Below are 14,213 nucleotides of genomic sequence, written 5' to 3' on the forward strand. Positions count from 1 at the left end.
GTTATTTCTCCAGATTATTGACTATTTTTTATTTACTATCTATTTCACGTATCGTTCCTTCAATAAAACCGGCATCTTCTCCCACATGGATGATTAAGGCGATAATGACGGGGTTAAATTCGCCTTTACCATCGGCAATCCGAACTTTTAATGTCTGTGGTATTTGCGAGACTGAATTTTTAAGCTGTTCGATTTTATGCCGATCTTCCTGATGAACCCAAGCCATCAACTGCGACCAGGAGACGGGCGCTTTTCCGCACCGCATCCAGGCAGCACCATTATGATGCCAGTACAAATGTCCGTTGGCGCTTAACCGAAAGCAATTAATCTGTTCTTGATCCAGCATGGCTCTCATTAACAGAAAACGCGCTTTACGCCGATGTAATGCATTGATTATGTTAGATAAATAGCTACAGCATAACAACGCGGGTAAAGTGAACGCTGTACTGTACCAAGCCGCTATCTGCACATTTTGTTGAAGATTGGTTAACGGGGATGAGAATGGCCCGAGACCAAAAATGGTGGCACTCACGATCCCCACCGTACATAGGGATAAAAAGCTGCTTAATACCAGCAGATTACCGCTGAGTGCCAGTAGCATCGGCAAACTGAAGGAAAACAGCAGTGCGATACCTTGCCAGTGTATTTTCCCGGCTTCCGGTGGTGGACTGATGAACAATACTGTCATGGCAAATAGGGCCACCAGCCATAAGCCATGGATTTTCCAGTTCCCAACCCCATTTTTCTCGTGGGTGATGTAGTAGATAACAAACAATGTCAGTGGTAGATAACTCAACACTGAGCCTACGACAATCGGTAATGAAACTGATATGTCGGTAGGATAACCAAATAGATGAAGTATCCATTTCGCGATAAATCGCTCAATGATTCCACTTAACGAACAGAGTACGGTCAGGTTAATGATGTCCCTTGTCCGTTTCGGCACCCACATGACACCGTAAAAAAACTGCCAGATCAGCGCTGTTGCTACCAGCATCATCATATTGATGCTGGAAAAGGTCAGCGATACATTTACTGGCCTGCCATACCACTGACTGGCAGTCAGCGAAATCAAGGCACCTGTGATTAACCAGACAGGCCAGTACCGTGGTGCCCTGGCGCAAAAAATGCCTTGTAACAAGCCTGCCGGAAACCACACTAGTGATGACAGACTCCACACATCCCGTACCTGTAGGTTTAACAGTGCCAGCGCGAAATTGACCAATGTAAAGATAAACCAGAAGATCACTATCTTTTTCATTTTCATCGGGATCTCATTTCGTAACACTGATGTTACATTGTAAGATAATAATAGCAGAGATAAGCTCTTACTACCCTTAGTTGATAATATTATATAGTTATAATTTCTTTTGGTCTGATCGTAACTGTATTTGGCCGTCTATAACATCTATCCAGACATCCTGATTGACTGGCATATCACCTAATAGCAATTGATCTGATAACAACGGCAGGACAAACTGTGTTAACAGGTTGTCAATTTCACGTGCCCCACTTTCCGCGATTCGACACCCTTCAGCGATAAAATCCACCAGCGTGTCGCTATAGTGCAATTCACATTGGGTTGATTGACGATAGCGTGTGACAATTTTATTCAGCTTATGGCGGACAATGGCATGCAGAACTTCGCCATGTACCGGCAGATAAGGAATAACCTGCAAACGACCTAAAAATGCTGGCGTAAAAATACGTTGCAGCTCTGGCCGGATAATTTCCTGAATATCTTCCAGGGTGGCCGGGCGATTTTCCCCCTGCTCTTTTACTCCGTGCATTGCGGCCCGCATTACCAAATCTGATGCCGCATTCGTGGTCAGGATGATCAACGTATTACGAAAGTTAATCTGTTGCCCTTCGGCATCTTCCATCATGCCTTTATCGAACACTTGAAAGAACAACTCCAGTACATCGGGGTGAGCTTTCTCCACTTCATCAAGTAGCACCACGCTGTAAGGTTGACGCCGAACCGCTTCGGTCAATACACCACCTTGTCCATAACCGACATAGCCCGGAGGAGAACCTTTCAGGCCGGAAACCGAATGGGCTTCCTGATATTCCGACATGTTAATCGTGATCAGATGATGCTCACCGCCATACAACTCATGAGCCAGCGCTAAGGCGGTCTCGGTTTTCCCTACACCGGAGGGGCCTGCGAGCATAAAGACTCCGGTAGGTTTGACCGGATCGGCCAGTTGTGCCTTAGCAATCCGAATTTGACGGGCTATCTGATTGAGCGCATGATCTTGCCCCATGACCCGTTGGCCGAGGCGGGTTTCCAACCGACGCAACACATCACGCTCATTTTCGACCATTCGACCAAGGGGTATCCCTGTCCAACCGGAAACAATGTCCGCTACACAGGCGGCATCAACACAATCAAAGACATAAGCGTGCTGATGATGGCGCTGATGCAGTTCTGCACGTAACACAGGTAGCCGTTCATCGTGTTCTTCACAGGCGAGGATGTCATTAACCAACTGACGTTGAGCATGATATTCCGGCAAAATTGCTTCTAGTGATGCCTGCAATTCTGCCTGACGCTGCGCCAATTTCTGTAGCTGAGTTTCATGGCCGCCTTCACGTAACAATGCTTCCTGTTCGCTAGCAATGTTTGTCAGCATGGCACGCAGATCTTCAATCGGCGCTGGTTCGTCAGTCTGTGAAACGGCAACGCGGGCACAGGCGCTGTCCAACAGGCTAACCGATTTATCCGGCAACTGACGTCCAGTGATATAACGGTTGGCTAACGTAACGGCTGCCGTGACCGCCTCTGCAAGTACTTTGACGCCATGATGTTTTTCCATTGCAGGTGTCATGGCGCGCAACATGGCGATTGCCAGTTCTAGCGAAGGTTCTTCGACTTTGATCAACTGGAAACGACGTGCTAACGCTGCATCTTTTTCAAAGTACTTCTTATATTCAGACCAGGTGGTTGCCGCAATCGCCCGTAACTCACCCCGTGCCAGCGCGGGCTTCAACAGATTGGCTGCATCATTTTGCCCGGCTTGGCCGCCTGCACCAATCAGCGTATGCGCTTCATCGATAAACAGAATCACGGGTGTAGGATACCCCTTCACTTCATCCAATAATTTTTGCAGACGGCTTTCAAACTCACCTTTTACGCTAGCACCCGCTTGTAACAGCCCCATATCCAGCGTAAATAGTTCAGCCTGTGTCAAAACTTTCGGTACACGGCCATCAACAATCCGCTGAGCAAGCCCCTCGATCAGCGCGGTTTTGCCGACACCCGCTTCACCGGTTAACAACGGGTTGTTTTGGCGACGGCGTAACAGCACGTCAATCAACTGGCGAATCTCCCGCTCACGCCCTAAAACCGGATCGAGTTTGTTATCACGTGCTGCCTGTGTCAGGTGATGCGTGTATTGTGCCAGCGCAGATTGAGTATTATCTCCGACAGGCGTTGTAGTTTGTTGCGGTTTCGGATGTGCTTGTGTACGCAACCACTGTTCTATCCCATCAGTGTTACCCTGTAACGCTTGTTGTAGTTCTGAGGTCAGCGAATGGTGCAGTGACGGATTCATGATCAGTGCCACAATCAGCGCCTGAGCGCTAATCTGTGATGCGCCCCAATGAGTACTGGCGTACATCCAAGTCTGTTCCATCCATTCAGTTAGGCTGGTCGCCAGTACCGGCGAACGATGATTACCACTGCGTAATAGTGTCAGTGATCTCTGGCAGGCATTCAGCAACGTCATGGCATCAATCCCGCCGTGGCGACACACTTGTTCCATCGTCGGAAGCTGTTTTTCAAACAAAGCCAATAGCAGGTGTTCAATTTCCACTTCATGATGGGTGCGCCGTACCGCCAGATTAGCGGCCTCATCAAGGCACTGACGCGCTTCTACCGTTAATTTACTCACGATCTGTTTAAGATAATTACTCACTTTTAGGTTTCCTTAATTCGTTCCAATGGGTGGTGATCTGTGATGGCAAAGTAGAAAGGGTCCCTTTTGCCACTGTTGGTTCACTTAAATTTAACAACTGGCTATCCAGTCGGTTGCGTTGTTCCAACAACGCCGTTTGTTGTTGCTGATGTTGCTGCCATTGCTGATACAGTGTTGAAACAGCTTTGCTTCCGCTGACTTGATAGCGCACAGTGATGTTATTGATACCCAGAGCACTTAATTCATCGCGTCGCTGTGGGAACGCTTGTGCTGCTAGTGCCAGTTCACCGCGGGAAAAAGCGTGCATAAATTGCAGCAAACCATCGGGGCCAACGTAACTTTTGCTTAATGTAAAGCGAGGAAAATAGACATCAATTTGGACTTTACCGCATGTTCCTGGGCTCCAATGCAGCGTCATGCTGTCATTGAAATTCATACTTTTAAGCTGCTGTACGCCATCATCACAACTCAACGTCACTGAACTTCCTATTGGCAATACCTTTGCCCCTGGGTTAGCGGTCGCCGGTTGGCTGATAATCGTCACTTCCGCCGATGGTTTCTGTTCTTGTTTCGGTTCCTGTTGTGCCGTCGTCAGTTGCTGTTCGCTTTCCAGTAAGGCGAGTTTCTCTTGCAGGCGACGGCGAATATCCGATGTCGCTGAAAGTAGGTCATTTGGCTGGATGAGGTTATTAATATAGAAAATGAAATCATCGCTAAGCGGAAAGAGCACATCTTCCATTTCCTGACGCTTAATCCCTTCGGGACGAATATCCAGCGCATACTCTGCGGTATCCCGTACAAATGCGTTACTGTATTCATACAAACGCGCATTCAATTCCCGAGCATCAAACAGTTCCTGTCTGCTCAATTTTTCCATCGGCCAAATCACTTTGCTTTCCCACTGGGTTTGCAAGCGGCTGGCGGCACTTAAGAAGGCGTAACGCAGTACCAGATGCGCATCACCCTGATAGAGTCGCCATAAGGCTTCATTCAACCCGGTTACCTCGGTATTCTGTTTGCTTTCGGCCTCGTGGCGCCACAGGGTGAAACGGTTGAACAATGCGTGCAGACCGCTATCGTCCAGTTCCCCTTTCTCGTTGTTTAACGCATTTTTAACCAACACTTCGGTTTCTATATCACTGAGCAATTCGCGTTGGCTATTTAACTGCACCGCTTGCCGGTAGGCGCGATAGCGTGTCAGTACGTTGTCATCTAGCCGTACAGAGATCTGCGGTGAAATACCAAACCATGACATGATGCGCTGGCGTAAAGAGAGGTTCCCTAGCGAGACCCGTTGCATCGCGCTACTTTTTTGTGCATAACCATGCAGTTGCCATAAACGATGTTGTGTCTGTAACCAAGTCTGCTGCTCCGCCGGTTCTATCGTGGCTAAATCACGTTCTAACTGTGTCAGAAAGGCGATATAGGGGCTGTCATATTGACCCGTTGCTAATATCAACGCCTGCCAGTTTTTCTTGCCTCGTACTAACGTTTCTCCTTGAGGCATGGTCTGGGCGAATGCTAACCACTCTGATTGGCGCTGACTTTGATACTGTTGATGAAATGAGCGCTGCAAAGGAGCAAAGAATGCCGGTCTGTTAAGGGCTTGTGATAATTCATCCAAGGTTGCCTGAATATCCCGTTCACCGGTTTGAGTATAGACACCACGGATACGAGCGTTAATGGTGGCGGCATCTTCTTTGGTTAGCGGCCAGAAATCAGCCAGTGTCAGCGAATGCGTTCCAGCCGGTTGTTCGTCAGCTAATAGCCACTGCCAGTTATTGCTATCTTGCAGTAATGTCTGTAATACATTTCGCCATTGTTCAAATTCTTGCTGTGCATTGCCTTGGCGATATTGCGCCAGACGGAGTGCGACGCGTTGTTCCGCTGATAAAGGATCGTTTTCACCACTTAATAGTGAAGCTGAATAAGCAGGCATATGCTGTAAAGTTTCTAGCGTAGCGCCATGCGCCATTGCCTGTTCAATGTTAATAAAACGTGCCCAGTGTAAAGCTAACAGTTGTTTTTGTGGTGCTTCCGCGTTACGGAAACGTGTTAGCAAATGTGTTGCTAACGATGCCGGGTTGAATGCATTAACAGGCGCTTGTTGCTGGTATTGCTGCGCCATCCTTTGTTCCATCGTATGGATGACCGGATAGAAAAGCAGAGATGGCAAGGTTTCCTGTGACCAGTACTCAACTTGTCGATAGCGTAAGTAACTCCGCTCAAGGGGGTTTATCTTATGGATATTCTCAAGCTGCATAACGCTACGCCAGGTTGTCATTAATGCGTTGCCGGCACCGTACACCAGCATCAAACCCAGTAGGCTAACGAATACGCGTTTGGTCAATGTCCGCCAGCCGGTCAATAATACGCTATTACTACGTTGATCTTGGCTATGTTGAACTTGGTCTGGCAGATATTCTCCCAACAAACGGTGGCTGAAAACGCCAGCAGTTTGATGCTCGGCGGTAAAAAACATGCCACGCAACAGACCATGCTCCAGATAATGGTCTCGGTCGAACAGTGCATTCAAGTAACAACCCAGTGCAGGTTGCAGTTGAGCGACGGTTTCTGGTAACGCTAAGATTTCCACATTGGGTTGCCGCCGTTGTTGATTGAGCAACTTAAGGCGCATCATTTTCAACGTGTTGACAATGGTGTTCATGCTCTTATCCAGCACGTCGGTGACATTACCCACCGTATGATGCTCGATAAAATCGCCTAGCAATTCAGCATGTTGTTCTACTGACAGTTGGGTGCACCAATGGTCAAACCCCGGCAATGTTTCGCTGTGGGTAAGGATCAACCAGATGGGTAAGCGGCGTTCCAGACGTATCTGTAATGGTTCCAACTGAGCACGTACCTGACGTGCGGCGATATAGAGCGCTCGATTGTCGCTGTTTAGCAACTGTTCCACCGATAAGCAAACGAGTACACCAGCAGGTTTACGGACTTGGGCGATCCAGCTTATTAGACGCAACCAGGCTTGCCGGTACAGGGATTGACCTTCGGTATAACGGCCGGAAACGACCATGTACATTGCCCGGCGGAAGAACCACCAGCGACAGGTAAAGGTGTTTTCTGTCAGAGACGGTAGATTTTTCCCCGTCATGGGTGCCACATTGCTGCGTGTTAACAACTTCTGTTTACCATTGCCGCGTTCGCCTACCACCAGAAACCACGGTGGAACGGGACCGTTACGGTGTAACAGTGAACGGAATCGACGCCAACTTTGTAAATATCCTCCCTGCCACCAGTGCTGATAGAGTAAATATTCCAGACGGTTATTTCCTTTCCGCCAGAATTTATTTATCCAGTGCAGTTTATTCATTATTTTCGGCATGAATACCATTGCCCCACGCAGCAATAATAACAACAGCAATAGGCAAATAAATAGTAACAGGCCACCTATTGTCGGCCATGAAAATGCCACCGCAATAGTTAAACTGAGTAATAAAAGGATAACCATCACGCTAAGCCAGCCAATGGCATAAAATAATTTTTTCATGTTTAATTTCCGAGTTTATCGGCCAATATTTAATAAATAGACAGTAAGAAAAATATAAATTAATGTAATGGATGACATGAATAATATTAATTTTCTACGCCATTTATGATTGGAGTGCTTATTTTTCGGCTTATTATCGCTCCTGTTCATTAATCGGTGATTTTCTAAAGAGAGATAACCACGTAAAGTATCAGGAAGATTATTTAATTCTTGCTGGATAATATTGTGCAATTCTAAATTATCATGTTTGCCATAACGGCCATAAAATCCAGCAAGCAGACAAAAAACATAGACCAATCGAACCGGATAATTATCCGGTACTAATGCAGCAAGACGATCAAAAAATGTATTTCCGCCCAGTTCGGCATCATAAAGCTCAGCCTGCAATGATGATTGGCGCCAAATACTCAACTCTTTCTGACCTGCACACAAAATGGCTTCGTCTGCCCAAACGACCACGGCGAAATTTGCCTCTTCGATATCTTGTGCCCCATAACCCTGCGAACGCGCCCTATTCTGCGCTTGTGTCAACTCAGCTAACACGGTTTGCCGCAGTATTTCCGCTTTATTCACCTGCTGCTGGATCATGCGCAATACGCAAGTGAATACTGGAATATAACAATCCAACAACTGCATCATGATGCCCTCACTATAACGATTTCTGTTTGTAAATCGTCTGGCGCATCTGCCCAGTGCACTGCCACACGTTTGCTCTCTTCTACCTGCCGCCACAATGCACCACGGTTTTCTACCCGGAAATAGCAGGTATTTGCTCGGTTAGGTAAACCATGTGGCGCAATTTCCTGGTAGTACAGACGTACACCGGGCAAAGCGCGGTTAATAATGTTGTCGATCTGTTCTGCCGCAGCCAGTTTAATTAAGCGATCATCAGGAATTTCACGCTCGCGATGGGTAAAGCTGTCAGAACGCAGTACCAAATAGAGCCGTTGCTGTTCATTGCTCCCCGTTGTATTGAAGGTTGCATGATAATAACCACGGCTTTCCTGTTGCAGAGGGATCACGGTATTGGGTTCCAGCACCAGTGCATTAAGCAAATCGGCAATTGTCCGTTCACAACTATCAAGAGTTAGCGTCAGATCCAGATGTTGATATTTCTCCAGTACTTCTTCCTGCCCGTTCCATTGACCTAAAAAGGAGCAACGGTCGGTAAAGCAGGAAAGCTCGCTGATCAGTTGGCGCAATAGCCCAAAAATCTGTAAGGGATGAATATCTCGTGCTTCCTGAAAATGGCGCAACTGTACGACATAGCGTGCCAGAGTCCGTAGTGTCAGCAATAATGTGCTTTTTTCCTGGGTATAAATTTCCCCTTCCAGTGTTTGCGGGCGTTTCAACTCTTCCAATTGATGGACGCGCCCGGTTAACTCCTGACACAGTTGATCAATGCGCTGGCCCAGTGGTGGCACAGCATAGAGCGTCAAACATGGCGGTAGATAGCGGTTATCCAGCGCAATACCATCACTGGTGCAGTGCAGTTGACCCACCGGTAATAATGTATAACCCGTTGCCTGAGCAATCTCATCGTGTAGGAAAAAACGTAAGTTATAGGTCAATTGTTGCACTTCCGCTTCCGGCCCCTCGCCAAAAGCATCCCGCATACGCTGTTCTTGCGGCCATGTTACCCAACGGCTGGTGATATTACCGACACCGTTGGCATCCGTGATACCGGTGACGTTACTCTGATTGTGGCTGAACATACGCAGGCCAACATAGATGCGCTGCGGTTTGTCACGTACCGGCCAGCAATCCCGCAATGATCGGGCACTGAGTACGCCATTGACATCACAATCCACGTAACAACCATCGGGAAAAATAAACGCGGCGTGATGAACACTCAGTATTTCATCACTTAGTGCGGCCAGATTGAATGCGAGTTTCACCACACCAAAAGCATAAGGCTGTGTCAGTAACTGATAACGTCCTTGCCAGTATTCATGTTGCAATTCATGGGTTTGAAAGTGCTGTGGTTGTAAATATAATCCTGAATACCAATATATCGGTTTATGTTCAAACATGGGTTACTTCCTTAACACACTTTCGTCACTGCTGGATTCTGCCGTTTGTCCGGGGAAATCTATTTGTCCGGGTTGTCCGGGGAAAACCACCTCATCTCCGGTGTTGCCCGCGGAGAAATCACTGCGGGTAATGGCGTAACGTCCTAGCGTCAGATTAATGCGCATGGGAACAAATTCAGCGCTCCAGGCGCTATTCCACCAACCGTGTTGCTCAAGGCGCAGCGGCAGTGATAATACTCGTGTATGAGTACTATCTGGCATCGGGTAGTAACCGGCAATTAATGCGATATAACGCGCCTGTTCCGCTCTATCGATGTGTAAAGATACCGATTGCCCCGGCATCATCACGTAATTATCCAACTGTAATATTTGCTCTGTTGCACCGGTGCCGGCAAATAAATTGCGTAATAACACCGGATTAGCCAGTAATTTATCTAATTGCTCTCGTTTCTCTGCTTGAGCAATTAATATTGTGCAACTGTTCGACATATTATTAAAAACATTCAGTTGCGGAACCGCGGTTATTTTTAAACGAATGGCATTGCTGGCATAAACTGGTTTGGCTTGTTCAATTGCCTGTAAGCGTTTTTCATCGTTGGAGATAGAATGACTGCAACCACTTATTACAAGAATTACTGTCAATATTAAAAAACGGCGTTTAATGACGCTATAAAAATTTATGTTATTCATTTTGCTCTCTATTTGTTTCTGGTCCTTTCATCACGCGCATAATTTCTTGTAGCGCGGAGGTATTTTCTGACATCATTTCTTCCAGCCATTCGGCCATGCCCATATTTGCCCAACGCGCTGCACGTTCAATTAAATAGGGCACCGGACTGGTAGGTTCATTTTGACGAAAGTAGTTGGCGATATTGATCATTTGTCCTATAGCGATAGTGCGCATTTCATGGTGCGCCCGATCTTCTGTTAAAAAAGTCGTATTCATGCCGTTTGGCGCATCTTCCCCTGACGCTATTGCTTCATTGCGATTACTGGATTCTTGGCTTGATCCCGGTGCCACCATTTCACGAAATCGTTCGATTAAGGCCACCAAATCTTGCAATCGTTGCGTACTGGCACTCATGCTGTTACCAGCATCAGGCAATAGTTCCACCATGATTTTTTGCAGTTCTGCTAATGCCTGGCTAACTTGTTCAGCCCGCACTAGCAGTTGGTTAAATTGTTCGACTGGTGTAGTGCGAATACTGCCGTCGCACTCAGCGATACCGAAATAGCCATCACTGATCAAAGCACTGCGTAATTCGCTATTAACGGCAACGCGTTGTTCAAAATATTGCACTCGTTGCCAGACGCTTAAGCTCAATTTGCCATCATCGGTCAGTGTCAGATTGTCTAGTTGTTTCACCAATTGCTTATCCAACCAGCTTAACCGGCCAAGACGAGCATCTGCACTGTTTGTCTCTGCATCATCCAGCAGCGGGTAAAGTACCGGCCAAAAAGTTTCCAGTAGATGGGCAAGTAATGTGATACCACCGCTAATCCCTGCCAGACCATACAGTTCCCCTTGTGCTTGGGTTAACCAGCAGGCTATTTGCAAGTCTTTACTCTGTTTTTCCAGCACCTCTTGGCACAACGTTGAAACTCGCATCCAATCAGCCTGACGAGTTTCATAACCCCATGCGTCGTCCTGGAGAAAATCGTCGTCGGTTTCGCGTGCTGCGTTTATCTGTTCAAAAATAGGTTCGTATTCGATATCGCACCCCGCGGGTTTGTCAGCAGCAATGGGTTGTAAAAAATGCGCGATATCTGTTTGGGCTAAGTTCACAGTGGCTTCCATTTTAAGCAATAATCACCAACGGGTAGCCCGTGGTAATTGTGCCGCCATGTGCACACAGATCGCCGAGTCTGGCCGCAGGCCGTCCGCCAATCAATACCGTTGGGCTGCCCATGACTATTGTATCCGGCGGCCCGACGCACACCAGCATTGAGCCCATTGTCGCCGCGGGTAATCCACCAATCAGCACTGTCGGTACACCTGGCGGCATAATCGGTCCGCCTACATGTGGCACTGGCGGTACCGCAGGCGAGACCATTGGACAAATATGCATATCACCCACACGGGCGGCTGGCATTGGCATCATTGTTCTCCTGATAATGTGGCTTCATGGTACAGATAGTTTTTGCGTCCCTGATCTTGTGACGGTGACAATTGCCTTAGTTGACCATGTGCCAGTTGAAAAAATTGCTCAACGTACTGCATTTGTCGTTCCGGTTGTTCGCCATAAATATGCAATATCAGGCACAACGTATCGGCTAATGCCGCCAGTGACTGCCACGGTTGTGGATAGACCGCTTCCAAATCCGGGGTGGTCATGCTGCCTTCACTCCAAAAAACGGAAAGCACCAAACATGAAATTGGATTATCGAACCCGACTGTTTGCGCCTGTTCGAACAGCTCATGACGCAACGGATCACCGCCATCAACCCGCCAGCGTCGCACTTGTTGCAATAACGCCCGTTGTCCTTGCATCAGATCACGTTCGTAAACGCAGGAGATAAATGTCAGTGCCAGTTCCAGAGCCTGAGTGTAAGGCAACATAAAAATGGTGTAGCACACTGCGTCTTGCCACAATATTTCTTTATTGAGCGCCGATAGATTCTGTTCATGTGCCGCGTGTTGTTGTAGTGCCAATTCCGCCTGTGGCGAAAGCTGGCAGTGTCGTAATTTAACCATGATTGCAAACTCTTATTATTCGTTGATCCTGCTATTAACCAATCTTGGTCAGAGTGCCTTTCACCATAGCAATGCCGGTCGCATCCACCTGAACAATGCCGCCTTTTAATTGTGCCATCGCACTGCCTTCTACTTTTACCGTGGTGCCGGTTAGCTCCGCCATGCCACCGCTCTTCAACGCCAATTTTCCTGATCCTTCTACGGTAACAGATGGCGCTTTGATGGTGATCCCGGCCGGGGTAATCGATAATGTGCTGGCACCGACTTTCAGTTCAATGCCCTGATTTGCCGTAATTGTGCATTGTTGACCTACATTGATTTTGGCGTTACCTCTGGATACCTCCAGCTCATAACTGCCTGCACTGACGGTGGTGGTAAAATTGCCACGATCCAGTGTTTGTTTTTTGTCACCTTTTTTCACCTCAGTTAAGGCGTTGCCTTCGCTCAAAATTAACGTGTCATTGCCCTTTTTAATTTGGGTATCGCGCTTTTCTTGGATTTCCCATAACACGTTGCGATCAATCTGCGCCGAAAAATCATTTTTCACTTTCAGGCGCATATCTTTTTGTGAGTGAAGCAAAATAAACTCTTCACCTTTCTTATCTTCAAAACAGAACTGATGTCCTTGCTCCACTGTGCCTTTTGCACTGCTGCGCGTCGTAATCCCGCTTTGGGTTTTCTGCCCCGGTAGCGCGAATGGTGGCATCTTCACCCCGTTATAAACCGTTCCGGTCACCAGCGGGCTATCTGGGTCGCCATCAATAAAACTCACCAATACTTCACTGCCCACACGTGGCACAAATTGCGCACCAAACTTTGCGCCATTCCAGAACTGACTGACGCGTATCCAACAAGAACTGTCATCATTTTTTTTATGTTCTTTATCCCAGTGAAACTGGATTTTGATGCGTCCCTGTGCATCAGTATGGATCTCCTCTGACGTCGGCCCCACTACTAGCGCGGACAATACGCCGGAAATGTAGGGCCGCGTAACAGAAGGACGCGGGCGAAATGCTTTATTCGCCGGGAATAAGGTCACTTGAGACGAAAACAATAATTCGCCTTCCTCCAGGTTGTTTTCCGCTTTTAATCGCTGGTGGCCCACGGCATAACGGCCATCGGCACTGCCGTGCCCTTTCAGGGTAAACTGATGCCCTACTTGCAAACCGGGATAACTGTTAACGGCACGTGCGTAATAGGACTGTGATTCCCATTGTTCCATGCACAGTGTTGCCTGTACTTCCAGTTGATTACGCTCCTCCTGACGTCGATCATCATAGATAGAAAGCTTTGGATTGGTAGAATAGCCGCTGTTCGCTTTGGCACTGGCACTGATTGCCGCGGCACTTTTAACGTTATAACCATTCATTTCCGCCGTACCTGGAATCAGTGTGCGATGAATATGCCAGGCGCGTAGCCCATAGCCCTGCTGATCACCCACTTTCGATTGATATGGCAATACCGCTAAAGGCGCGTTAATAAACGTAGAAGGATGATCTGCCAATACCAGCACATGACGCCCCTCTTCATGGCGAAAGAAATAGAAAATTCCAGCTTGTTCCAGTTGGCGTGTCACAAAGTCAAAATCTGATTCCTTGTATTGCATACAATATTCAAGCTTCGGATAACGGCTTTTTAGCGCCAGTTCAACGTCGTTAAACCCACGTTTACGGAAGATATCACATACCATATCCGGCACGCTGATGCGCTGATAGACGCGTAAATTATGCGTTAATGTCAGCATTTTCAGCCAGGGTTCAATACGTGCCTGATAACAAAACTGGCCGTCGCTGAAACCTTGTTGCTGCAGTTCAGTCAATATGCCATGCACAATGCGGTGATTCGGTGCTTCACCGAGACGAAATGCCAATGGCTTACCGATATGAGACTCCAGCTTATCCCAGTCCGCGTTGGAATAGAGCTGAGCAGAAAATGAATAAGGCCGCGACAGGTGCTCTTCACCCTCTATTTTGCTCAGTGCCACAATGTCTGACAGGCTACCGATAACCTGTAAAAAACGATTCTTTTGCCCTAACAGCATTTTTTTATTACCT

10 protein-coding genes are annotated in these 14,213 nt (G+C 47.5%); all 10 read right to left on the minus strand.

The window, feature by feature from the left end; translation table 11 throughout:
- Positions 1-28: 28 nt before the first annotated feature.
- Positions 29-1,267, minus strand: coding sequence for a diguanylate cyclase family protein (locus CKY02_RS00110; protein ID WP_202924498.1), 1,239 nt, complete (start codon positions 1,265-1,267; stop codon positions 29-31).
- 91 nt (positions 1,268-1,358) lie between these two features.
- Positions 1,359-3,920: a type VI secretion system ATPase TssH gene (gene tssH, locus CKY02_RS00115; RefSeq protein WP_112893759.1), complete on the minus strand. Its 2,562-nt coding sequence runs from the start codon at positions 3,918-3,920 to the stop codon at positions 1,359-1,361.
- Positions 3,913-7,431, minus strand: a complete 3,519-nt coding sequence (locus CKY02_RS00120; protein WP_112893760.1) for a type VI secretion protein IcmF/TssM N-terminal domain-containing protein — start codon at positions 7,429-7,431, stop codon at positions 3,913-3,915. The genes tssH and CKY02_RS00120 overlap by 8 nt, the downstream gene beginning before the upstream one ends.
- A 15-nt stretch (positions 7,432-7,446) precedes the next feature.
- Positions 7,447-8,070: a DotU family type IV/VI secretion system protein gene (locus CKY02_RS00125; protein WP_238399045.1), complete on the minus strand. Its 624-nt coding sequence runs from the start codon at positions 8,068-8,070 to the stop codon at positions 7,447-7,449.
- A complete protein-coding gene (tssK, locus tag CKY02_RS00130) occupies positions 8,067-9,464 on the minus strand; it encodes a type VI secretion system baseplate subunit TssK (protein ID WP_112893762.1) in 1,398 nt (465 codons plus the stop codon). Before tssK ends, CKY02_RS00125 begins: the two co-directional genes overlap by 4 nt.
- Before the next feature lie 3 nt (positions 9,465-9,467).
- A complete protein-coding gene (locus CKY02_RS00135; protein ID WP_112893763.1) occupies positions 9,468-10,154 on the minus strand; it encodes a type VI secretion lipoprotein TssJ in 687 nt (228 codons plus the stop codon).
- Positions 10,147-11,250 carry a type VI secretion system protein TssA gene (gene tssA, locus CKY02_RS00140; RefSeq protein WP_112894004.1) on the minus strand — a complete coding sequence of 368 codons (1,104 nt, stop codon included), beginning with the start codon at positions 11,248-11,250 and terminating at the stop codon, positions 10,147-10,149. Before tssA ends, CKY02_RS00135 begins: the two co-directional genes overlap by 8 nt.
- Before the next feature lie 13 nt (positions 11,251-11,263).
- Positions 11,264-11,563, minus strand: a complete 300-nt coding sequence (locus CKY02_RS00145; RefSeq protein WP_176414618.1) for a PAAR domain-containing protein — start codon at positions 11,561-11,563, stop codon at positions 11,264-11,266.
- Positions 11,563-12,159, minus strand: a complete 597-nt coding sequence (locus tag CKY02_RS00150; protein ID WP_112893764.1) for a DUF6931 family protein — start codon at positions 12,157-12,159, stop codon at positions 11,563-11,565. The genes CKY02_RS00145 and CKY02_RS00150 overlap by 1 nt, the downstream gene beginning before the upstream one ends.
- A gap of 34 nt (positions 12,160-12,193) precedes the next feature.
- Entirely contained in the window at positions 12,194-14,200 is a 2,007-nt protein-coding gene (locus CKY02_RS00155) for a type VI secretion system Vgr family protein (protein ID WP_112893765.1), read from the minus strand.
- Positions 14,201-14,213 lie beyond the last annotated feature (13 nt).

This window comes from Photorhabdus bodei, from assembly GCF_003287735.1.
Taxonomy (GTDB): Bacteria; Pseudomonadota; Gammaproteobacteria; order Enterobacterales; family Enterobacteriaceae; genus Photorhabdus; species Photorhabdus kayaii.